General features: G+C 54.1%; 19 protein-coding genes, 1 tRNA gene and 1 pseudogene. 8 read left to right on the top strand and 13 right to left on the bottom strand.

What is annotated here, in order from left to right; translation table 11 throughout:
- Positions 1–118 precede the first annotated feature (118 nt).
- The 8 genes and pseudogenes from mmsB to ACRBB0_RS01520 form a co-directional block, all read right to left on the bottom strand.
- On the bottom strand, positions 119–991 hold the full coding sequence (mmsB, locus tag ACRBB0_RS01555; RefSeq protein WP_431372712.1) for a 3-hydroxyisobutyrate dehydrogenase: 873 nt from the start codon (positions 989–991) through the stop codon (positions 119–121).
- 81 nt (positions 992–1,072) lie between these two features.
- Positions 1,073–2,032, bottom strand: a pseudogene (locus tag ACRBB0_RS01550) (enoyl-CoA hydratase/isomerase family protein); the annotation flags it as partial.
- Positions 2,033–2,123: 91 nt separating this feature from the next.
- Entirely contained in the window at positions 2,124–3,263 is a 1,140-nt protein-coding gene (locus ACRBB0_RS01545) for an acyl-CoA dehydrogenase family protein (protein WP_431372632.1), read from the bottom strand.
- Positions 3,264–3,477: 214 nt separating this feature from the next.
- The gene (locus ACRBB0_RS01540; RefSeq protein ID WP_431372631.1) at positions 3,478–4,632 is read right to left on the bottom strand and encodes a glycosyltransferase; all 1,155 of its coding nucleotides are present in this window, start codon (positions 4,630–4,632) and stop codon (positions 3,478–3,480) included.
- A gap of 65 nt (positions 4,633–4,697) precedes the next feature.
- The gene (locus ACRBB0_RS01535; protein WP_431372630.1) at positions 4,698–5,825 is read right to left on the bottom strand and encodes a carboxylate-amine ligase; all 1,128 of its coding nucleotides are present in this window, start codon (positions 5,823–5,825) and stop codon (positions 4,698–4,700) included.
- A gap of 484 nt (positions 5,826–6,309) precedes the next feature.
- Complete coding sequence (locus ACRBB0_RS01530) at positions 6,310–6,771, bottom strand: hypothetical protein (protein ID WP_431372629.1); 462 nt, start codon at positions 6,769–6,771, stop codon at positions 6,310–6,312.
- A gap of 179 nt (positions 6,772–6,950) precedes the next feature.
- The gene (locus ACRBB0_RS01525) at positions 6,951–7,358 is read right to left on the bottom strand and encodes a hypothetical protein (protein ID WP_431372628.1); all 408 of its coding nucleotides are present in this window, start codon (positions 7,356–7,358) and stop codon (positions 6,951–6,953) included.
- Between the two features lie 120 nt (positions 7,359–7,478).
- The gene (locus ACRBB0_RS01520; protein ID WP_431372627.1) at positions 7,479–8,978 is read right to left on the bottom strand and encodes a CoA-acylating methylmalonate-semialdehyde dehydrogenase; all 1,500 of its coding nucleotides are present in this window, start codon (positions 8,976–8,978) and stop codon (positions 7,479–7,481) included.
- Positions 8,979–9,088: 110 nt separating this feature from the next.
- Between ACRBB0_RS01520 and ACRBB0_RS01515 the strand changes: the two genes are divergently transcribed.
- From ACRBB0_RS01515 to ACRBB0_RS01500, 4 genes are all read left to right on the top strand, one after another.
- On the top strand, positions 9,089–9,982 hold the full coding sequence (locus ACRBB0_RS01515; RefSeq protein WP_431372626.1) for a LysR family transcriptional regulator: 894 nt from the start codon (positions 9,089–9,091) through the stop codon (positions 9,980–9,982).
- Positions 9,983–10,042: 60 nt separating this feature from the next.
- Entirely contained in the window at positions 10,043–10,477 is a 435-nt protein-coding gene (locus ACRBB0_RS01510) for a CBS domain-containing protein (RefSeq protein ID WP_431372625.1), read from the top strand.
- 109 nt (positions 10,478–10,586) lie between these two features.
- Positions 10,587–11,078, top strand: coding sequence for a pantetheine-phosphate adenylyltransferase (gene coaD, locus ACRBB0_RS01505; protein WP_431372624.1), 492 nt, complete (start codon positions 10,587–10,589; stop codon positions 11,076–11,078).
- Positions 11,079–11,873 carry an alpha/beta fold hydrolase gene (locus ACRBB0_RS01500; protein ID WP_431372623.1) on the top strand — a complete coding sequence of 265 codons (795 nt, stop codon included), beginning with the start codon at positions 11,079–11,081 and terminating at the stop codon, positions 11,871–11,873.
- A 735-nt stretch (positions 11,874–12,608) separates the two neighbouring features.
- Here the strand turns inward: ACRBB0_RS01500 and gap are convergent.
- The 4 genes from gap to ACRBB0_RS01480 form a co-directional block, all read right to left on the bottom strand.
- The gene (gene gap / locus ACRBB0_RS01495) at positions 12,609–13,610 is read right to left on the bottom strand and encodes a type I glyceraldehyde-3-phosphate dehydrogenase (RefSeq protein WP_431372622.1); all 1,002 of its coding nucleotides are present in this window, start codon (positions 13,608–13,610) and stop codon (positions 12,609–12,611) included.
- A 153-nt stretch (positions 13,611–13,763) separates the two neighbouring features.
- Positions 13,764–13,907: a hypothetical protein gene (locus tag ACRBB0_RS01490; protein WP_431372621.1), complete on the bottom strand. Its 144-nt coding sequence runs from the start codon at positions 13,905–13,907 to the stop codon at positions 13,764–13,766.
- A 100-nt stretch (positions 13,908–14,007) separates the two neighbouring features.
- On the bottom strand, positions 14,008–14,466 hold the full coding sequence (locus tag ACRBB0_RS01485) for a disulfide bond formation protein B (RefSeq protein ID WP_431372620.1): 459 nt from the start codon (positions 14,464–14,466) through the stop codon (positions 14,008–14,010).
- Positions 14,463–15,041, bottom strand: coding sequence for a YqaA family protein (locus ACRBB0_RS01480; protein WP_431372619.1), 579 nt, complete (start codon positions 15,039–15,041; stop codon positions 14,463–14,465). Before ACRBB0_RS01480 ends, ACRBB0_RS01485 begins: the two co-directional genes overlap by 4 nt.
- Before the next feature lie 208 nt (positions 15,042–15,249).
- On the opposite strand from ACRBB0_RS01480, the gene ACRBB0_RS01475 reads away from it, so the two are divergent.
- Together ACRBB0_RS01475 and ACRBB0_RS01470 are read left to right on the top strand one after the other, a co-directional pair.
- Positions 15,250–15,335: transfer RNA gene (locus ACRBB0_RS01475), tRNA-Leu, on the top strand.
- Between the two features lie 711 nt (positions 15,336–16,046).
- Positions 16,047–16,955: a glycosyltransferase family A protein gene (locus ACRBB0_RS01470; protein ID WP_431372618.1), complete on the top strand. Its 909-nt coding sequence runs from the start codon at positions 16,047–16,049 to the stop codon at positions 16,953–16,955.
- 251 nt (positions 16,956–17,206) lie between these two features.
- On the opposite strand, the gene ACRBB0_RS01465 is transcribed toward ACRBB0_RS01470, so the two are convergent.
- The gene (locus tag ACRBB0_RS01465) at positions 17,207–20,059 is read right to left on the bottom strand and encodes an Ig-like domain-containing protein (protein WP_431372617.1); all 2,853 of its coding nucleotides are present in this window, start codon (positions 20,057–20,059) and stop codon (positions 17,207–17,209) included.
- 198 nt (positions 20,060–20,257) lie between these two features.
- Between ACRBB0_RS01465 and ACRBB0_RS01460 the strand changes: the two genes are divergently transcribed.
- On the top strand, positions 20,258–22,453 hold the full coding sequence (locus ACRBB0_RS01460; RefSeq protein WP_431372616.1) for a sensor histidine kinase: 2,196 nt from the start codon (positions 20,258–20,260) through the stop codon (positions 22,451–22,453).
- Positions 22,450–23,079, top strand: a complete 630-nt coding sequence (locus tag ACRBB0_RS01455) for a response regulator (protein WP_431372615.1) — start codon at positions 22,450–22,452, stop codon at positions 23,077–23,079. The genes ACRBB0_RS01460 and ACRBB0_RS01455 overlap by 4 nt, the downstream gene beginning before the upstream one ends.
- Positions 23,080–23,245: the final 166 nt, after the last annotated feature.

The raw sequence follows: 23,245 nt of genomic DNA, 5'->3' as shown, positions 1-23,245 counted from the left end.
TCCTTTCCTGTTCCCAAAATTCAATACATTCTGTTTGCAGAATGTTATTTGATCTGGCGCAAGGCAGGTAACAAAAAGGGGCCCGAGGGCCCCTTGATCACGGCTATTTGATTTGGTTTTAGCTCCGGCTGCGCTTTTCAAAACGGGGAAGCATGGCGCTAAAATCGCGCCCTTTTCCATCTTCGTCCTCAACAAACGTCGTATAGAGCGCAGTGGCAGCTTCACCCAATGGGGTGTCTGCATCTGCGCCTTGGGCGGCCTGTTGCGACAGGCGCAAATCTTTGAGCATCAGCTCCGCTGCAAAACCAGGTTTGTAATCATTGTCTGCTGGCGAGGCAGGGCCAACACCAGGGGCCGGGCAATAGGCGTTCATAGACCAGCTATAGCCGGAAGACGTACTGACGACGTCAAACATGGCTTCGCGGCTCAGGCCCAATTTATCAGCCAAGGCAAAGGCTTCGCATGTGCCGATCATCGTGACACCCAAGATCATGTTGTTGCAAATCTTGGCGGCTTGCCCATTCCCAGCTTCTCCACAATGCACGGCCTTTTGCCCCATGATGTCGAACAAGGGCTTTGCAATGGCAAAGGCATCGTCGCTCCCTCCGACCATAAAGGTCAGAGTGCCGCCCGCCGCGCCCCCAATTCCGCCAGATACCGGCGCATCCAACGCGCCCAAACCCGCGTCAGAGGCTTGGGCTGCAACGTCACGGGCGCTTTCGACGTCAACGGTTGAACAATCAAGCAGGACTGCGCCGGCCTTCATGGCTGGAATGACCTCATTGGCAACCGCGCGCAAAATGCCCCCATTGGGCAGCATCGTGATGACCACGTCTGCATCGGTTGCGGCCTCGACGGCCGACGCCGCGACAGTTGCTCCGTCAGCCGTAACCCCAGCGACGTCAAACCCGGTGACATCATGGCCAGCTTTGGCAAGGTTGACCGCCATTGGTCCGCCCATATTTCCCAGGCCGATAAATCCGATTTTCATTCCATCCTCCTTGAAATCCAAGGCGTCTTTTCCCAGCGGTAACAGCATTTTAGATACTGTCACAGCGGGGACATCTCCGGTGGCGAACTGCCATTTAGGAGATTTGTCCTTGTCGATGATTGCGGCGCGTACCCCCTCCAGGAAATCGCCATGCTCCATAATCCGATGGCTCACACGGTATTCCATTTCAAGCGCTTTGCGAATGGTCAGGCTCGGGCCACGCAGCCGGTGAATCATTTCAATGGTCAAAGCCATGGAGAGCGGTGAATTGCGCGTAAAGGCTTTGAGAGCTTTTTCAGCAAGCTCTCCGCTGCTGTTTTGAAGCAAATTCCGGATGTCCAAAGAGCTTTCGCCAGCGAACAAGGCATCGATCTCAGATTGCTGTGCCGCCAGCGCGCTCTCGGGCGGGAGAGCAGTTTGATTGCGGATCGTGTTCACGTCCCCGGTTTCGATCAAAGTGGCTTTGATACTCTCCCAACGGTCCTCTGGCGCGTAGAAATCGGCGAATCCTGCATAGATGGCATCGCTTGCGCTCATACGGGCGGCGGTCAATCCGACATATTCCCCCAAACGACCCGGCGCGCGCGACAACAAGTAAGTGCCCCCTACGTCCGGGATGAGGCCAATACCGCATTCGGGCATGGCGATCTGACTGCTTTCACCGACAATGCGATAGCCGCCATGGCAGCCAACTCCAACGCCGCCGCCCATGGTGAATCCCTGAAGGAAGCTGACGATGGGTTTTGGGTATTCCGCCATTTTGGCATTCATACGATATTCATCGCGCCAAAATTTGCGGCCAAACCCAAAGTCTCCGGCGATCCCAGTTCGGTACATTTCCGCAATGTCGCCCCCGGCGCAAAAGGCTTTGGGGCCTTCTGCATCGATGACAACCAAATCGACACGATCGTCCGCGCGCCACAGGTCAATTGCCCGCTCAAGTGCGATGCACATGTCGTAGGACAGGGCATTTAAAGCCTTTGGCCGGGTCAAGGTGATACGGCCGGCGCGGCCTTCCTTGCGAATGTGGATATCGGACATGTTTTCGCCCCAAGCTCTGTTGAAATGGTGGAAAACGCGCGAACGCGTTTTGCATTTTCCGTTTACCGAACCTTTAGCTCGATCCTGGCTCTCAGCGAGCCAGCAAGTTGCGGGCAACGATCAAGCGCATGATTTCATTCGTGCCTTCAAGGATTTGGTGAACCCTCAGATCGCGGACCAGCTTTTCGATGCCGTAATCGGCCAAATACCCGTAACCCCCATGTAATTGCAGACATTGATCCACAATTTTGGAACCGGCTTCAGTCACAAACTTCTTGGCCATGGCGCAATGTGCGGTTGCATCCGGTGCACCGGTGTCTAACTTCCAAGCGGCTTGGCGCAAGAACACCCGTGCCGCTTGGAGTTCGATCTCCATATCCGCCAGACGGAATTGCAAGGCCTGAAACTGGTCAATGCTTTTGCCAAAGGCCTTGCGTTCAGACATGTATTGCAATGTGGCGTTCAGACCAGCCTGTGCAGCCCCAAGCGAGCAAGCCGAGATGTTTAACCGCCCACCGTCAAGACCTGCCATGGCATATTTAAAGCCCTGACCTTCTTCGCCCACAAGGTTATTGATGTCGGTCAGACAGTTGTCGAATTGCACCTGCGCGGTCGGCTGAGACTGCCACCCCATTTTGCGTTCATTTGCCCCAAAGCTGAGGCCCTCGGCCCCATCTTCAACGACAACTGTCGACACACCTTTGGGGCCGTCTTCGCCGGTGCGACACATCACAACATAGGCGTCGGAATATCCACCGCCCGAGATAAAGGCCTTGGTTCCGGTCAGGCGGTAGCCTTCGTTGCTTTTCTCGGCACGGGTTTTCAGGGCAGCGGCGTCAGAGCCCGATCCCGGTTCGGTGAGGCAGTAGGCCAACACCGTTTCCATCGTCATCGCCTTGGGCAATATCCGTGATTTCAGTTCATCTGACCCAAAAGCGTCGATCATCTTTGCACACATATTGTGGATCGAAAGAAAGGCCGAAACCGAGGGGCAAGCCATTGACAAAGCTTCGAAAACCAATGTGGCATCAAGGCGCGTCAGGGCTGATCCACCGCTCTCTTCGGATACATAAAGGCCGCCAAATCCAAGTGCGGCAATCTCAGGCCACAGCTCCTTTGGAATGGTGCCCTCGGCTTCCCATTTTTGCGCATTTGGCGCGATATTATCTTGGCCAAACGCATAGGCCATATCAAAAATTGCGCTTTGTTCTTCTGTGAGCGCGAAATCCATGGGCTCCTCCTTCCGGCACGAATTGAACACTTGTTCAGAACGTGCCGGAAGGAGGGATTAAAAGCAAGGGATTTGGCAGGCCGATAGGACGCAAAACCGATGTTTGCGACGGACATAGGAAAAAACCGTTGGAAATCCCTTTGGGAGGCACTGGGCTGCGCGGACAAAGGCCTGGTACTTCCAGAAAACGGCAAGAGATGCGGGGCGCGGTTTGCTAAACCTGACCTGAGTTTGAGGACGGGCACAGTGTCTTGAGAATGGTGTTCTCAACCTTTTCCAACAATATGGCGTTGTCGAATTTGGCCTCGGCGGTTTTGCGTGCGGCCAAGGTCATGGCTGAGCGGTCAGGCATGTCCAAAACTTGGGTGATCCTGTCGGAAAACCCGTCTTCGTCCCACTCCGGCACCAACAAACCGTTGACCCCATCGTCGACAGCTTCCGGTATGCCTGCGTGGATGGTGGAAATTGTGATGCAACCACAGGCCAGCGCTTCTTGAATCGCAGTCGGGAGACCTTCGGTATTGCCGTCTTTGGCTGTGACCGAATGTTGAAGAAAAGTTTCTGTGCCCTGCAGGTGTTTGCGAACCTCATCATGGGGGAGGGCACCTGTAAAGGTGATCTGATCACTCACTCCAAGGTCGCGCGCCATGTCTTGGCAAACCGAAAGCATCGGGCCATCGCCGATGAAGGTCAGATGCGCCGCACGTCCCTTGGCCGCTTTGGCGAAGGCCCGCAACGTGACGTGAGGTGCTTTCTTTTCCACCATCCGGCCGACAGCCAGAAAACTGCCGGGGCGTTTTTCGGTTGGTGTAAACAGTCGGACATTTACCCCGGACGGCACAACATGCGCATTGGGATGTGACACGCCGTGCTTGGCCAGATTATCCAGCAAGAACTGGCTGACCGAAAACATGCCGGCCAAACGTGGCATCATGAGTTTATAGGATCGCACCCGTTGAGACGATCCCAAAGCCCGGCTGGCATCCGTGCCGCGCCAATAGGTGAACACCGGAATTCCCATATCATTGCCCAATTTGGCAACAACCAACGCTTGGGTGCCAAATTCCGCCAAAATGACATCGACTTTTTGCTCGCGGAGCCAATGCATCAAACGGCGTCGGTTGGCTCCAAAAGGGAGCCGTGATGTCCCGTGGAGCATCGCACCAGACATTGCTGCAAAAGGCGCGATCAGCTTGTCGCCCAACGACAACGGCGCACGGCGGGTGAACAATGGTTTCCCATATGGGTCCTGGCCGTTTTGACGACCGCAGACCACCACTGTGTCACCACCGAACATGTGCTCAATGTGGCGATTGATAAAGGTTTCGCCCATGATGAAAAAATCGGATGTGACGATGGCGGTGCGCATGCAAGATCCCTTTTGCCGGTTGCAGCCTTATCGCCCCGCGTCGCGCGGGCCGCAAGGGGAGGGGATTAGAGATCGGTGAGGAATTCGTCGATCAAATGTGAAACGACGGCCCGCATTTGATCAGGGTGATCCTGTCCTTGTTCCTTGGCTTTGTTTAACACTTGCCGTTGGCGACTCGAGGAGTTGCCCCGCGAAGCAATCAGACGACAGCGCTCAAGCTCGGGCAGGCACCCCAACGCGTCCGCGTCCTCGCTGATCAGATCGATCAGATCGTCAATCAACTGTGAAAACGGAACGATTTGTGCGGCGCCAAAGTCAATCAACCCTTCGGAGGTGCCGTATCGCTGAGCCCGCCACCGGTTTTCACCGATCAAAAACCGGTCATAAATTCGCCAACGCTGATTGCGTACCCGCAACCGCCAAAGCATTCGCATCAGACATTGGTTCAAAGCCGCCAGCGCCAGCGTATCTTCGAGCCGGGGTTGCACATCCATAATCCGGGTTTCCAAGGTCGGGAACCGCGACGAGGGGCGCAGATCCCACCAAATCCGCGAACTGTCCTCGATCACACCCAAATCGACCAAAATCTGAACGGATCGTTCGAAATCGCTCCAGCTTTCAAACTGGGGCGGAAGGCCTGTCCGCGGCAGGTTGTCAAAGACGGAAATCCGATAGGAGGCCAAGCCGGTGTCGTTGCCGTTCCAAAACGGAGAGGATGTCGACAAGGCTAGTAGGTGCGGAAGAAAATAGCTCATCTGGCGCATCAAATCGGCGCGCATAGGATCATCGCTTAGCCCGATATGAACATGCATGCCGCTGATTAGCATACGTCGAACCACACCACCAAGATCACGATCCAGCTCGTTGTAGCGTTGTTTGTTGGTGTGGTGCTGGGTCTTCCAATCCGCGAACGGGTGACACGAGGCCGCGATCGGTGCCAAACCGAACTTGGCGGCATGGCTCGCAACCGATGCGCGTAGGCGGCGCAGATCGTCGCGTGCTTCGGTGATATTGACGCAAGGCTTTGTGCCGATCTCGATTTGGCATTGCAGAAACTCTGGGCTGACCTGATCCTGCAAGTCATTTTCGCAGGCTGCCAGAAGCCCATCAGGTGCCTCGACCAAAGCTCCGCTGTGCGGATCAACCAGTAGGTACTCTTCTTCGATTCCAAGCGTGAATGGCGGCTGCGACATGTCTTTCTCCCCTCGCTGACCAGCTTGGCGCCGAAGGGGGGCGCTGTGCAATGGGGCAGTCTGGCGCGTGTATTTGATCGCTTTGCGCGCGGTATTCCAGCGCTCTCCCAAGCGTTGGCCTTGCGTCGAACAGTTTCGATTGGGGCGGAGACGTTGCCATCGCTTAGGTGTTGATACATGTACACCAAGCCGAACATAAAACCCGACACGGCACCGATGCCAGAGAGTGTTTTTGTCCAATGGTTAAGGTTGGGAGGTCGTCGTTTGGCGACGATAAGCTAGGATACAGCCCCATAGTTTCGGTGACAAAGTCTTTGGGCTGGTTTGAGCGGGAGTTTTCCAGTGCGATCCTATGAATGGCATAACCTATCCGAAGACGCGGTGCCGCCCGTTCCAAATCCTACCCCGCTGATCTGACGCAAGTCGCTTGATCGCGCCACGAAGCCCGAAAACGGATCACTTCGACACACCGCTCCTATAGCTCTCAGGATGCGGTTTTTTGATGTGTCGAAAGCTTACAAAACGTGGCACGTTCCTGTGCGAGTTCAAATTCAAGATCGGTTTCGTCGATACTCAAAAAATCCAATGTTTGGTCGACGTCTTCGAACACGGCGGTGTCAATGTCGCCCTGTATTTCCGTGAGGCTGGCATAAATCCTGGCCATTCCGTATTGCAGATCACTGGGGGCATAGATGCCGCATCGTGTTTTCGGAGATTTTGATGGGTACATCTCACGCTCGGCATGGCGCATCGTGCGCATGTCCTGATAGCCCATATTGGTTTTGGTCCAGGCAGACAGGTCTAGAAATTCGTTCAAACCAGGTCGATAATTCGGATGGGCCTTGTAAGCGACCAAGTAGGTTAGGATGTCCGAGATATCGACAGAACCAACCAATCGAACACAGGTCAAGTCGCGATGTCTTAGGACGTCGAATTCGATGGGCATAAACATGGGCCTCGTGAGGAGCGGTATCGCTGCTGAACCATTTGGGTGACGTTAGGATAACTAACGACAAAGTTGAATCAACCTATGCTTTGCATCTTTCTACTATACGAAAGTGCAAAATGTTCGGCGCTAACACGCTGAAGGATAAGTTTTTTTGCCGAATTAAATCGCTGCGTGCGTTACGCGTCGGTTGGCGACAGCGCGGCCAAGGGAACACCCAAAAGGTCAGCAGCGTCTTGTTTGTTGCGTTTGATCTCGATCTCGTACGGGACGTAATCATTGATCATGGTTTGATACATCCGTGCGACGCCAAAAAAGAAGTCATTGGGAACGATAAAAACACATAGCCCGCGTTCCGCATTGCTCAGGCGCGGCCCAACTTCTTGGACGACCTTGCGCATCTCACTGAAAGACGCATCGACAGAACTGGCACGGGTCAGATCCAAAACAAGTTGATAAGTCTCGTCAAATTTCGGGTCAGCGGTGTACTTTGCAAACATCTCGAGTGTTTCACCGGCCGAATAGCGTTCAATGAAACTGATGATAATCAATTGGTGAGTCGGAGATATATGATAGGAGACGGGCATGCTGCGGAGTTTATCCGCCCTCTGTGCCCGACAAAAGAGCAAAAACGCTGTCACATGCTTATCTGAAATCAGATGTATCTGCCCCACATCGACGTCGCAGGGCAGATACAGGTTTGGTTATTAATCCATGGCTTTGAAGTTGAATTCGCCGCCTTCTTTGATGCCCGAGAACCAGCGCGATGTGACGGTTTTGGTCCGGGTGTAGAAGCGGAACGCATCTGGGCCGTACTGGTTGAGATCCCCAAAGGCCGACTTCTTCCAGCCCCCGAATGTGTGATAAGACAGCGGAACCGGGATCGGGAAGTTAATCCCCACCATACCGACATTTACGCGATGCGCGTAATCGCGCGCCGTGTCACCGTCGGCGGTATAGATCGCGGTGCCGTTGCCGTACTCATTGTCCATGACCAGCTTTAACGCTTCTTCGTAGTCATCGACGCGCACTTGGCTCAGGACCGGGCCAAAAATCTCTTCTTTGTAGATGTCCATGTCTGGGGTCACGTTGTCAAAATAGCTGGCGCCAACGAAATACCCGTTTTCATAGCCCTGCAATTTGAAATCCCGGCCATCGACGACAAGGTCAGCGCCTTGATCAACACCACTTTCAACCAGACCGTTGATACGTGCCTGCGACGCTGCTGTGATAACAGGGCCAAAGTCGACATCATCACCCGCAGTGTATGGCCCAATTTTTAGAGCTTCGATGCGTGGGATCAGACGATCACGCAAGCCGTCGGCGGTTTCTTTGCCAACCGGAACAGCCACGGAAATCGCCATGCAGCGTTCGCCAGCTGCGCCAAAACCCGCACCCACCAGCGCATCGGCCGCCTTGTCCAGATCGGCATCCGGCATGATAACCATGTGGTTTTTAGCACCGCCAAAACATTGGGCGCGTTTGCCATTGGCTGTGGCACGGCTATAGATGTATTGCGCGATTGGGGTCGAACCCACAAAGCCAACGGCTTGAATGGTTTCATTGTCCAACAATGCGTCAACGGCTTCTTTGTCACCATTGACGATCTGCAAAGCACCGTCGGGCAGGCCGGCTTCTTTCAGCAGTTCCGCCAAACGCAGAGCAGTCGATGGCACGCGCTCGGATGGTTTGAGGACCATCGTGTTGCCCGCAGACAGAGCAGGGCCCATTTTCCACAGTGGGATCATTGCAGGGAAGTTGAAAGGCGTGATCGCAGCGACAACACCCAGCGGCTGGCGCATGGAGTGCAGGTCGATGCCGGGGCCGCCTGCATCGGTGAATTCGCCTTTGAGCATATGAGGTGCGCCCATGCACACTTCGATCACCTCAAGGCCGCGCTGTACGTCGCCTTTGGCGTCAGGGATGGTTTTGCCGTGCTCGCGCGACACCAGTTCGGCCAGTTCGTCCATGTTTTCATTGATCAACTGACCAAACTTCATCATGACGCGTGCGCGACGCTGAGGGTTGGTTGCCCCCCAGACTTTTTGCACTTCGGCGGCTTTTGCAACGGCGGCATCAACTTCGGCCACGGTGGCCAGAGGTGCCTTGGCTTGGACTTCGCCAGTCGCCGGGTTCATGACATCGGCAAAACGGCCCGATGTGCCAGAGACATGTTCACCGTTGATATAATGAGTGAGTTCTTGCATGTAATTCTCCTCCAGAGTTAGGCACGCGCTCACTTTGACTACCATTGCAAAAATGCGTATTAAAGGCGCAAAATGCAAAAATGGTTTTGCAAAAACGCAAGGGGGCGGCAATGGATCGCTGGGACGACATGCGAATCTTTTTGGCGGTGGCGCGTGGTGAAAGCCTATCCGCAGCCGGTCGTGACCTGCGCATGGATCCGGCGACAGTGGGGCGTAGGGTCGCGCGTCTTGAACAGGATATGGGGGCACCACTTTTTGGAAAATCGCCACAGGGCTATGGTTTAACAGACGCAGGGGCACGTTTGGTCCCCCATGCCGAGGCCGCCGAACAGGCCTTTTCCCTGGCGAATGAGGCGGTGCGCGGGCATTCGGAAGGGTTGTCAGGACAAATCCGTATCGGGGCACCGGATGGCTGCGCAAACTTCCTGTTGCCGCAGGTCTTGGCAGCGATTTCTGCGCAAAACCCCGATCTGGATTTGCAGATTGTGGCCTTGCCCCGTGTTCTCAACTTGTCTCGCCGCGAGGTGGATATGGCGATCACGGTTTCGCCGCCAACCGCGGGACGCCTTTTGGTTCAAAAAGTAACCGATTATCATCTGCATCTTGCGGCAAGTTCCGATTATCTGTCCTCAAATGCCCCTATCCGGGCTTTGGACGACCTGAATGACCATCGGATTATTGGCTATATTCCTGATATGATTTTTGACAAGGAACTGGATTACCTGACCGACTTGGGCATGGAGCGCGTGCCATTGGCATCCAATTCGGTCTCTGTTCAATTTAACTGGGTACGCACCGGCGCAGGGATCGGGATTGTCCATGATTTCACCATGCCAGCTGCGCCAGATTTGCAGCGCGTTCTCCCCGATAAGGTGACTCTGACACGCAGTTTTTACCTTGTCCGCCATGCAGATGACCAGCGGCTGGAGCGAATGAACCGATTTGCCGAAGCGCTTGCCGCAGGAATCAAGCGCGAATTGGCGCGGTTGGAAGGTCTCACTTGACAGCGGCCACATCGGCGGTTGACGCTAGGGGTTCAAGGATTAGGTGCTAGGAGGTTCGGCATGCAGGTGCAGCAAATTTTGAAAAGCAAAGGTGACGGGAATGTCTTTACGGTCAAACCCGGGTCATCTGTGGCCGACGCGGCCAAGTTGCTGGCTGAAAAGCGGATCGGTACCGTGATCATTTCGAAAAGCGGAACATCCGCCGAGGGTATTTTGTCAGAGCGCGATATCGTTCGCGAATTGGCGGCACGTGGGGCAGAGTGCTTGTCAGCGAATGTCGACGATTACATGACCCGTGATCTGGTTACCTGTACGCGAGCCGAAATGTCGGACGCCGTTCTTGCCAAAATGACCGAGGGACGGTTTCGCCACATGCCGGTTGTCGAGGATGGCGAATTGATCGGCCTGATCACATTGGGCGATGTCGTCAAGGCGCGCCTGTCGCAACTAGCAATGGAAAAGGATGCCCTCGAAGGCATGATTATGGGCCACTAAGACTGGCAATTCGCCGCGCTGCGGCGTTTCGGGTCATTTCGCGCTTGCAATCGCACACGCAATATTGTTGCGTGTGCAGCAATTCGCAACCAGCTCTGGGGGACCCCTCATGCGCATCGGCCTTTATCCCGGGACTTTTGACCCGATCACACACGGTCATATAGACATTATCAGGCGCGGTGCGTCTCTGGTTGATCGCTTGGTGATCGGCGTGGCGATCAATCGCGACAAAGGCCCTTTGTTTTCACTCGAAGAACGCGTGGCGATGATTGAAGCCGAATGTGCGGTTTTGGTTGAGCAAACGGGCACCGAGATCATCGTTCACCCCTTTGAAAACCTATTGATTGATTGCGCCAAGGATGTTGGGGCGTCGATCATTGTACGCGGTTTGCGCGCTGTGGCTGATTTCGAATACGAATATCAGATGGTTGGTATGAACCGGGTTTTAGACGACAGCGTTGAAACTGTTTTCTTGATGGCAGAGGCCCGTCATCAGGCCATTGCATCGAAACTGGTTAAAGAGATCGCTCGGCTTGGCGGCGACGTGTCGAGTTTTGTCACGCCCCCCATTTTGCAAGCGCTTCAAGAGCGCTTCAAGTAAATGCTGCGGCGGCTTGGCTGGCTCATCACCGCGTTTGCTCTGCTTTATTTGGGCTATGCATCGCTGATGATCTGGCTGCATCCACGCTTTATCTACCCCTTTTATCCTGACACGTTTTCGGCTTCGGGGTTTAAGGCTTTTGATGTTGCAGTCGATGGTGCCGAGCCATTGCCAGTTCAAGTCGCGCGGGGGCGCAAAGGGGCTCCCACGGTGGTGTATTTCATGGGCAATGTCGGCAGCTTGAAACTGTTCCGGGCCATGCTTGAGCACCACCGCGCGGCGGGTCGCCATGTGGTGGCCATGCCGTATCGCGGCGGTGGCGGCGTGCCGGGCGAGCCTTCAGAGAGCACGCTAAAGCGCGATGCATTGGCCGTCTTCGACGCCTTGCCAAAACTCGGTGTTTCGGGGCCTGTGATTGTGCAGGGGTATTCGTTAGGTACAGGCTTGGCGTTGCAGGTGGCGTCGCACCGCAAGCTTGCCGGTGTAATTCTAGCAGCACCCTACGAAAAGATGTGCCAACTGATGACGGCTGCGTCTTTTTTACCTGCCTGCATCTTGCCGGGTGTTCAGAGATGGGACAGCGCCGCTCTTGCGCCAGCTGTCAGTGATCCGGTTTTAATCCTGCACGGTAACAAGGATGCTTTGATCCCCATGTCGCATGGGCAAAATTTGGCGCAGCTCCTTCCAGATGCTCGGTTCGTTAAGATCGACGGTGCAGGGCACACCAATTTGTTTGGCACCAAACCGTATCTGGCTAAAATTGACGCCTTTATTTCTCAGGTCTCTGGCCAATAGATTTGGCAACACGACCTGTTGGAGTATGAGAGGCTGCGCCGATTGTGTTGCATGCACCCTGTGAAGCACTGTTTCGCAGGGGGTGGTCGCTGGACTGTCTAGCCCGATATCGAGCCGATCATTCGGTCGGGGCTTCAGGTTTGGTCTGAGCGTTCTCTATAATGCAAAACCGTGTTCTCCCAATAGGTTCGGTGCCGGTGTATTGGCGGTTTTGAGGCCACGTTTTTCGACACAGGGTCGGCCTTTTGATCGTGCTCAACAAACCATTGAAATAGCCGGTTGGGCCGATTGGATCTTAGTAAGGTTTTGTAAACCAAATGACGATATTTTCCTTGCATCCAGTAATGCGTGCCCGGGGGGTGCGACGCTCTTATTAAGGAGTGAACTATGGATGTATTGATGACACAGCGCCGCCCAGTCGCGCGCTCAACTCGAAAAGCAACTGCATCACCAAGTGCTGCAGGCGTTTCGGCTCGATCGGCGGCACCGGTCCTTCCACCTCCGCAGTCGGTGCATTTGTGGATGGTTCCGGCCTCTGCGGACAAATCACCTGCAATTGCCAGAGATGGTAATCCTGCCGGGGGTGGGTCGCCCACACAGGCGGCATTGGCCTATCGTGCTGCACAAACGGCTGTCGGTACAAAATAAGGCCGCCCAAAGTGGACGGCCCAGATAAGTCGTTTTCCAATTCCAGAATCAGGCAGAACGTCTGATTTTTGGATTTGATAGTTTGGCTTAGATAAGCTTGCCCATGGCCACGGCTGTATCCGCCATACGGTTTGAGAAGCCCCATTCATTGTCGTACCACGTCAAAATTCGTACCATGGTGCCTTCCATGACTTTGGTTTGGTCGGTGGCAAAAATCGACGAATGTGGGTCGTGGTTGAAGTCCATGCTGACATTTGGACGATCCGTATAGCCCAAGATGCCTTTGAGCGGCCCATTGGCGGCGTCACGAATTGCGGTGTTGATTTCTTCAACAGTGGTCTCGCGCGCGGCTTCGAAAGTCAGGTCAACAACGGACACATTTGGCGTTGGAACGCGGATCGCAACACCGTCAAGCTTGCCAGCCATTTCAGGCAATACCAGGCCAACCGCTTTGGCGGCACCGGTTGATGTGGGGATCATGTTTACCGCTGCTGCGCGGGCGCGGTAGAGATCCGAGTGCATTGTGTCCAATGTGGGTTGGTCGCCTGTGTAGGAATGCACTGTCGTCATGAAGCCTTTGACGATCCCGATCTGATCGTTCAACACTTTGGCAACCGGCGCGAGGCAGTTGGTGGTGCAAGACGCGTTGGACACCACTGTGTCTGCTGCGCTCAAAACCGAGTCATTGACACCAAACACAATGGTCTGATCAGCATCTTTGCCAGGGGCCGAGATCAGGACGCGGCTTGCACCATTGTCCAGATGCGCCTGGCACTGCTCTTTTGATTTAAAAATGCCTGTGCATTCCAGAACCACATCAACATCAGACCATGGCAAATCGGCAGGGTTGCGGATAGCGGTCACACGGATCGGGCCGCGGCCAACGTCGATGCTCTCTTCAGTCGTTGTGACCTCAACCGGGAACCGGCCATGGACGCTGTCGAATTGCAGCAGGTGGGCATTGGTTTCAACCGGCCCCAAGTCGTTGATGGCGATGACTTCGATATCGGTCCGACCGCTTTCGATAATGGCGCGTAGAATGTTGCGGCCGATGCGACCAAAACCGTTGATGGCTACTTTGACAGTCATAAGGAGCTCCCCCTTAGTGGCCAGAATTGGCCGGTCATTTGAGATCACGAAACGTGCGATGTGGTGTTACCGCTAACAACCACTGGCGGCTGAAATTGTCAAGGCGGGAATGTTCCCGCTAACAGTCACTTTACCACAAAAGAGCAGGGGAGATTAGCGCCAGAAGGCAACCCAATCGAGTAAGACAAAGAGCTTGCGCGCCAAAAACAGGGTGCTCATGCCATCCGCGAGGAAAACATCTGCCGCCACTGCGCCAACAAGGGCAAGTCCGATGATGATCGCAAGTTGATTGGTCATTGGAAGCTCCGCAGGTCAGGCCCAGTTCTGGGCGCTGCCTTGATGCCAGAGAGGGCAGGGCGTGTCACGCGGGATTTCTGATTGGAGCTCTAACCGGTCCTCAGCGGGGCAGTCGGGCGGCGAAAAAGAAAACCGCCGCCAGAACGAGAGAGGCAAAGACATTATAGTTGGCCATTGACAGGCCAAACATTTCCCAAGGGATTTCATCGCAGCGCACCAAGGGAGCAGCCATAATCTGCTCCAGCAATTGCTCAGGTGTCAGATTTCCGACAGGGTTTGACGTGCAGGTGTCTGGCCCTTCCCAAATTTTGCGCTCAACGCCGCTGTGGTAAATCGCAATCACCCCAGAGGATAACGCGCCAAGACCGGCTAGAAACGCCATGATCCGTGGCAAGACAAACAGCCCTAGCACGCCAAAAGCGATGGCTGCAAAATGTCCGTACCGTTGCCACCAGCACATGGCGCAAGGCGGCATATCACCCAGATATTGAAACCCATAAGCTCCAAGGATCAGGCCCGTACAGCCAATCGTGGCCAAAAGGATCAGAGTGCGTCTCATATGTATTTCACCAGAAGAAAACCTCCCAACAGGATCGCGACAAACGCAATGAAGACAAGCCCCAAACGTCGTTCGATGAAATCACGAATGGGTGAGCCAAATTTGCGCAGCAATGCCGCAACAATAAAGAACCGCAACGACCGCGCAATGATCGAGGTCACGATGAAAGTCCCGAGCGGCATCGCGGTCCAACCAGACATGATCGTGATGACCTTGTAAGGAAAGGGGGTGATCCCCGCCGTCAGCACCGCCCAAAACCCGACGTTGTTGAACTTGTCGTTGAACTCTGCCATCGAGTCGGCTTTGCCCATCGCCTCAAGGATCGGCTGGCCGAAGCTCTCGTAAAAGAAAAACCCGATTCCATAGCCCAACAACCCGCCTAGAACGCTAGCGATCATCGCAACACCGGCGATTAGCCAGGCGCGATGGGGGGCGGCAATAACCATCGGTATAAGCAAGACGTCAGGAGGTATGGGAAAGACCGAGCTCTCGATAAATGCGACAATTGCCAATATCCACAATGCATTGCGGTGTTCGGCCTGAGCCATGGTCCAATCGTAAAGGCGGCGCAACATGCTCGTATGCTCCTTAATTTACGCGGCAAAAAGCATGCAGCGCCGACGGGGTCAACCGAAATGCCGTCTTGGGCAAGGACGTAGTGGTCCGGCTTGTCCCTGAAAATGCAACAGGAGTTTGTTGTTAGAAAATTTTGTTTTGAATGTCGCATTTCTGTTCGTTTTGCCTCTTTACCTTGCTCAAACAGGTCGCTAAACGGAGGTCGAAGCCCAAGTGGCGGAATGGTAGACGCAGGGGATTCAAAATCCCCCGTCCTAGCGGACGTGCCGGTTCGAGTCCGGCCTTGGGTACCATCGTAATACGCTGGAAACATTAAAGACCCCCGCCTCGCATGAGGTGGGGGTCTTTGTTTCTCAGCTGATGAATTCATTTCAATCACACGTGCGGCACACACCGATTTACTTGGTTCTAAACAGACGTATTGCCTCTTCCATTGAAACTTTTTTGGGGCAAAACCTCTCAATGGTCGACGGCAACTCATGGTTATAAGGCTGGGCGCAAATTCTCGGAATTGACCGGAAACCGTTTGAATTTTACGTTCCGGTAACCTGCTGCTAACAACTGAAAATGGACAGTTTCACACGTTTTTTCGGATCTAAGATTTGGCGATTCCACCCGACGCAGGCCGTTAGTTTTCCAATGAAATCATATCGTTACTGCGTAGTTCGATTTGTCAAATAACAGAACCGTGACGTGGCAACGTTTTCACGTCGGCGAGCGTCGGATCAGGCTGCATGGCCCGTCGTGCGAGGTATATCACAAGGACCGAGTAACAGCCTTAAGTGGCCCAACTTATCAGAATGCTTGACGGAAAGTTCAGGTTTGAAATGAGAGATTTCGACCGCAAGGGCTGTTGAGCAGGGCCGTTATGCATGGGGCTTGCAAAAAGAAAGAACTTGGCGCCCTTGGCGTTATCTGGAAATAAAATCGTTTAAAGCTGCTGAGGCGGGATGTAAAGTATACGACTTCAATGATGGTGAAGTCAGAGGCGTTTGGAAAACACTATGGGAGTGACACAGGGGTGCGACCATGGTATTGATGACGAATTATATATGAGTGAATCTTCGGCAAGCAATATGACAGTTATATCACTGACAAGTATTCCCTCTAGGTTTGGCGGGTTACATAAAACGCTAGGAACACTGCTTCAACAAGGTCCGGGTGTCGAAGAAATTAGAATCTATATCCCTAAATCCTATCGGCGGTTTCCAGACTGGAATGGCGAAACGCCGTCTGTACCGCCGCAAGTCAATATTATTCGTGTAGACGACGACTTTGGCCCAGCCTCCAAAGTCCTCCATGTGGCCGATGACCTTAAAGGTGAAGATACGCCAATTATCTTTTGCGATGATGATCGTTTGTATCCTGTTGGTTGGGCGCAAAAACTGCTGCGAGCACATAAAGAAAGACCGGATCACTGTATCGCGACGCATGGACGTCACCTATATGATATTGTTTCAGAGCCGCCCCTTGAGCTTCGGCACAAACGTGCGAAGGTTGGTAAGGAGTTCTTTGACCCTAAGTACCGTTTTCTTAGAACAGTGCAACGATTACGGGAGCTTAAGTTTTCACCAACAGGTCAGCGTCCCAGCCGGGGGTTGGTCGCACAGGCTGGCCAAACTGAAATTCTTCTCGGATATGCCGGTGTTTTGGTGACATCGGATTTTTTCGATGAGGCGTTTTACGACATTCCCGATGATCTGTGGATGGTGGATGACATATGGTTGTCTGGACATATGGCCAGACAAAAAATCCCGGTTTGGCTCCCTAAGCGTGTCCCGGTATGTTTAAGGTCAGAAAACGACCCGGTTGACGCGCTTAGAAATAGTGTTTTTAACGGCGAAGATCGAATGTCGTCTAATAGGTTCGGAATACAATACTTCCAAGACAAATATGGCGTTTGGAAGGAATAAATGTTGCGATATATTTTGCAAAAAAGCAAAAAATTCTGAATTCAGTTTGGAAATTTGGAGAAATAAATATCAAAAGTTGAGCTGTCATTTGTCCGGGGCAGGGGCGCGATCTTTCAATATGCCGGCTCGGATGTATTTTGATGCGTAATAGTAGTACCCTGCGATATTTTGGCATGCCCAACCGGAATAGATGGGGCATGCGTCGCAATTAAATTTTTGGCATTTCATGCCGCCACGTCGGTCTCAGGGAATTAAATCCCGTCGTCAGTCCAGCCGACTGTAAAGACCATATCCTGATAGTCCATATCACCGCCGCCTGTGAGGTCTTCGATCCCAATTCGGATGTCACCGCCTCCGTCAATGGCACCGGATAGGAAGTGCTCGACTCCGTCACTGTTGAGCGCACCTTCCGAGAAATATGTCGTCAGGCCGGTGTCTATTCCGGCTTCCAGTAAAACCCCACCGGCACCAATCGAGAGATCGGCTCCCAAGGTTGCGGTTTCGGATGCGGCGTCTTGAATGAAGAAGAACTCCAAGGTGCCACCATCAGGTACATTGGAAATCGTCGCTGTCGCCCCAACTCCGGCGGCTTTGGGATCGGCAAAGAGGATCTGCACATCACTTATGGTTCCATCTGCGTTGCGCACATATGCCCCTACGGCATTGTCATAGCCGGACATCGCTCTGTCCAAAGTCACAGTGAAATCGCGTGTGCCATTTCCGGCAAAGAACTCTTCTGGTCCAACCCCATTGATCATGGTTGCTGAAACAGCGGTCCCATCCGAAAGATCGCTGCCATCGCCCAGCAACTCGTCGATCAGGATTAAGTCGACACCGCCTCCCGTCGCTTCGCTCAAAACAAAACTGTTGGCATCTATATCTGCATCAACGTTGAAGGTGGCGGCACCAAACGTGACTTGGCCTGTATCGGGATTCACCATCAAATCGGCGAAACTCAGATCGTCCCCGTCACGAATTGTGATGCGGCCTCCGGGGGCTAGCCCACTCAGGTTTGCGCCATCGAGAGCGGCGAGGTTTGTCACTGAGTTTGCGGGAACCGTGGCCGGTGTCACATCAACCGAAACCAACCCGGACGCGGTGTCCGTGCCGTCAGACACATTGAAAATGAAACTATCGTCTCCGACAAATCCCGCATCAGGGGTGTAAACTGCGGTGCCGTCAGTCGCGACAGTGACGCTCCCATGTGCGGGCCCGGTTCCCAAGGTGAATGCAAGGGTGTCGCCATCTGCGTCCGAGGCTTCTAGCGCCGTTGTTAAGGCTTCTCCCGAAACAACAGAAACAGAGTCATCTTGAGCAGTCGGCGCGTCTTGGATGGGGGTGATTTCAACCGAAACGGTTGTTGAAACGGCGGCGCTATTGCCATCAGTCACGGTGATGTCGAAACTATCTGTTCCAAAGAAGTCGTCATTCGGAGTGTAGGTGATATTACCCGTTTCGCTGATGAAGGCTGTTCCATCTGTGGGCAGGGTGGCACCCAGGCCGTAAACGAGTGTGTTGTTTTCACTGTCTGTGGCCGTTGCCAGTGCCGTTATCGAACTGTCTTCTGATCCACGCAGCGTCGAGATCGGATCAAAAACTGGTGGTGTGTTTGTCGTTGCGTTGATTGTGACGGTTACAGTTCCAATCACCGGTTGGTTGGTGCCATCCGCAACCTGATAGGTAAATGTGTCGGTGCCCGAAGCCCCAGGATTGGCTGTATAAGAAAAGCTGCCATCAGGGTTCACCGCTGCGATGCCAAGCGATGCCACAACGGCACCGTTTGAGAAAATCAGTGAATCGCCATCTGCATCGGTCGCAGTCAACGTGTCAGTCAAGACTTCACCGGGGGTGGCTTCAATCGAAAGGCCAGACGTCACCGGTGCGACATTGCCAGGCTGTGGTGTGCCTCCGCCGCTGCCGTCACCAATGGTAATGGCCGTAGACCCGCCGCCGTGGTCGATCACCAAACCCCGCCCGTCGGGCAGAATGACTGTTTCAAGATGCGTCGTTGTCCGAGCGTCGGTATCTGGCCCGCGGAAGAAGGACTCGCCCTGTGCGACGCCATTTTCGTCAAAAACCTGAAGGCGCCAAAGCGGGCTCACATTTTCCGCCGTAACGTCATCAGTCTGATAGGCAACAACAAAGGCACCGTCCTCAAGCGCATGCACCGTTGGATAAAACTGTCGGCCGCCTGAGGCATCAGGATTGCCAAGGAAGGGGCCAACTGCAACAGAGCCATCGGCGTTCAAAATCATCACATGAATGGCACTTGAGTTATCGCCAGCTTCCAGCTCTGAATCGCGATGATCAAATGCAACGGCATATCGCCCGTCCGATAAGGTTGCGACATTCAACCGACCGTTAAGATTATTCGATGTCGGGGCCGCATCCACTGGGTTCGCGATTTCAAAGGCGTCTCCCAGTGCCTGGCCGTTGGCGTCAAAGAACTGACCTTTGATGTCAAACCCTGTGCCAAAATAATCCGTTGTCGTGCCGGACACGACAAATACCCCGCCTGAGGGAGTTTCGGTCAGGCCGTAGATACTTCTGTCCGAAAAGTTGACCGGCCCTTCCGATGTCCCACCGATCACGGCACCAGTACTGTCAATCACCGTCAAGCCAGCGTCTGATACAATGGCGGCCGTTCCATTGCTCAGGCTTAAGGTTGCAGAGTTGGTCGCATTGATGATCGCCGTATAGGACGGAACCTCGACCGGATCCGCGGGCACACCAGAAGCAGATATCTGAACCGAGTAGTGATCTGCCCCCTGAGGAAAACCAACAGCAGGCGGAGGTGTGGCGGTGAAATGCAACGAAAACGACCCGTCTGAGTTTGTTGTCACCGCAAAGACCGATTGCGCAGATCCAAATATCCCTGGATCAAATGCGCCATCGGGGTCATAGGCTGTCGCGGCGACCAACTCTGTGCCGTCAATCGAATGTATTGAAAAATATCCGGTGAAATCATCGCCATTAAGCCACGTTGACACAACCCGACCGTCGCCGAGGTCATAGGTCTGGACGGTTGTATTATATCCGTTCACCCCGGTGAGATTGTCCAAAGACTGGGTCGTTCCCAAGGTAACATTGGCGTTAATGGTCATATCGTTTCCTATGAAGATAACACGTCAAGAAATTTTGAACCTTAAATATGCGGGAACTGTGATCGTCGTCTCCCCCCTGAACGGGGGGCAGACGCTTGGAAAAACTTAATTTAAAATGCATGTTTTGAAGTGTGACGGCGTAACGGTCGAAGCGATTGAGGTGATTCTTTTTCTACACGACCGAGGCAGGCTTTTTTCATGGCACCCCACAACGCTCCGATACGCTATTTAAGTGCGATCTTTTTTGTTGCTCTGGCGATTTGCGCAACGGCCCTCGCCTTGACCGTCAAGCAACCCTTTCTTGGTCTTGATCTTGGGCTGTCTTTGGATGGACAGGTTCAGCTCGAAAGCGCCGGGGTTGCGCCCGCGTCTGGGATTGAAGCGGGCTGGATTGTTGATCGGTTGGTTGCCGCGGATGGAACCGAGCTAAGCATCTCTGCCACCACCTTGACCGAAGAGCCTGATACCCTTGGGACCATTGACCAAATGCAGGCATTTATGGCCACGCAAGATCAGCTTTGGCGCGCCCTGATCGCCGGTCCGGTGACGCTTTTGGGGACGAATGAAAAAGGCGATTGGACAACCACCGTAACCGCCCAGCCAATGCGTGCCGTATGGAATGTGCCGTTTAGCTTTTGGATTCAGATACTGAGTGGTCTGGCAGCGACGCTTGTGGGTGGTTGGGTCTGGTCGCTAAACCCGCGAAGTTGGCCTCAGTCGGCTTTGCTTTTGTCCGGTCTCGGGCTTCAGCTTTCGGCAAGTGCAGCGGCGGTTTATTCAAGCCGTGAACTTGCCTTGCCGCTGCCGGTCTTTTCCACTCTCAGCGTGACCAACCAAATCGGCACAGTTACCTTTGGGCTGGGTCTTGTCTTGGTGTTTTCGACTTATCCCAAACGTCTCCTTGGCCCGCGTATGATCTGGGTTCCGGTAGTGCTTCTGGTGCTGTGGAACGTTGCCATGAAGCTTTTTGCGGTGCAATCGACTGAGATCAGGAACTATCTCCCGACGCTGCTCCTCATGATTGCGATCCTTGTTTTTATTGCCATACAATTTGTGGCCGCGCGGCAAGACGCTCTGGCTCGGGCTGCCCTGCGCCTGTTGGGGCTGGGGGTGATCGTGGGGGCAGGGGCGTTTATTATGACCCGCACCTTGCCCATTTTGTTGGGCATCCCGTTGCTGGTTTCGCAAGCAACTCTGTTTCCTGTCATTTTCCTCGTCTATGCAAGCGTCGCCTTGGCGGTGGTAAAGTACCGCCTGTTTGATATGCCGCGATGGTCGTCTTTGTTGTTGTTCTATTTCTTTGGTGCCTGTGTGCTTTTGGCGTTCGACGCGCTTTTGATTTACGGTCTTGCGCTCGACCGGACACCTGCGTTGGCGCTCTCGCTTCTTGTCGTTGGCTTTGTCTATTTGCCTTTGCGCGACCGTTTGATGGCTTTGCTTGTGCGGCGCCCCAAAGCCATCCCGGACCAAGGGGTGAGCCTGCTGGCTATGGCGGATTTTATTTCTCGGGCGCATCGTCTCGATCTGGCCGAAACCCGCTGGCAAGACAGCTTGCGCAAGCTGTTTGACCCGTTGGAAATCGAACGCTTGCCAAGCGATGTACACCCGAAATCGCCAACGCTGGTTGAATTCGGCCGGGCGCTTGATCTTCCTCCCCCCATCGACGGGATGGACCCGCTTCGTTTGGTGCTCCCCAATCGCGGCCATCGCCTTTTTGCCGCCGAGGACCGTGACCGTGCTTCGGAAATACTGGCCTTGGTGGATGAATTGTTGCGCGGTCAGGAGGCCTATGACACCGGAGTTGCCACCGAGCGGACCCGCATTGCCCGCGACCTTCACGACAACATCAGCATCCATTTGCTCAGCGCTTTGCACAGCGACGATCCTGAACGCAAAAATGCCTGTGTGCGCGAAACCCTCGGCGACTTGCGCCGCATTATCTCGGGCGATCCTGCAACCCAAACGGACCTTGGCCTGTTGTTGAGCGAGCTGCGGTTGTCGATGGCCGAAACCTTGACTGCCCGGTCGATAGATTTGGATTGGCCGGTGTCGGACCTCCGGGGCCAGGTCGTCAGCGAAGAGGTCGGTGCCACCATTCAGGCGGTCACGCGCGAAGCGATTACCAATGTGATCCGTCATTCCCAAGCCACCCAGGTTTCCTATGCATTGCAGGCCGGACGTGAACAAATCGACATCACGATTTGCGATAACGGGCAGGGGCTTGGCGTCGATGTGCGAGACGGGAATGGGCTACGAAACATGCGAGAACGTGTTGAGCAACTGGACGGCGGTTTCTCGGTTGAACCCGGTCCCGGTGGCGCTGGGTTGTGTTTGACAATTGGGGTCAATCGCCTTGGAAAAACCTCCCAGTCCCAAGAAAGAGGCCGTGTATGAAAACCTGTTTGATCCTTGAAGATGTGCTCGAAACCCGGCTTTGGCTAAAGCACATCATTGAGGACACATTTGACGATTGTCACATCACGCTTGCCGCGTCTCTTGCTGAGGCCCGCGTTCTTATTGCAAACCTAAAGCATGATTTGGTTCTTTTGGATCTGGGCCTCCCTGATGGACATGGGCTCGATCTTCTGGGTGACATCCGACAGGCATCTCCCGACGCTCTTATTGTGGTTGCAACAGTGGCCGGAGATGATGCCAGCATCGTGAAAGCCTTGTCAGCAGGCGTGCAAGGCTATCTTCTGAAAGACCACGAACCGGCAATCATAAGCGCGCAATTGCGTCAGGTGGCGATGGGGGTGCCGGCGCTGTCCCCGACAATAGCCAATCGGATTATGCGACATTTTCAAGCCACAGCCCCGATCATGCCTAATGTTGCGCTCACCAATCGCGAACACGAAGTCCTTGATCTTATTGGGCTTGGCCTTCGAAATGCCGAAGTGGCAAGAGACCTGAACATAGCAGAGAGCACGGTCTCAGGATATATCAAGACGATCTATGCCAAGCTCGGAATTTCATCACGGGCCGAAGCGGCTGTCTATGCGCGCCAAGTCAGGGGCAAGTAAGGGGACAAGTCGCGATAGGGTGACCGGCGTGTCGTTCCTCCTGAATGCCCACCGCCATGGGGGAAGAGCGGATTTCAGCGGACACAGAGGCGGCACCGTCCGAATTAAGGCTCAAACTTGAAGGTCTAGATCGGCCGATTATCCGGTGCATTCAACCCCTCCATAG

Source organism: Pelagimonas sp., from assembly GCF_050633425.1.
In the GTDB taxonomy this organism is placed as follows: Bacteria; Pseudomonadota; Alphaproteobacteria; order Rhodobacterales; family Rhodobacteraceae; genus Pelagimonas.
This window is presented reverse-complemented; position numbering and strand designations above follow the sequence as displayed.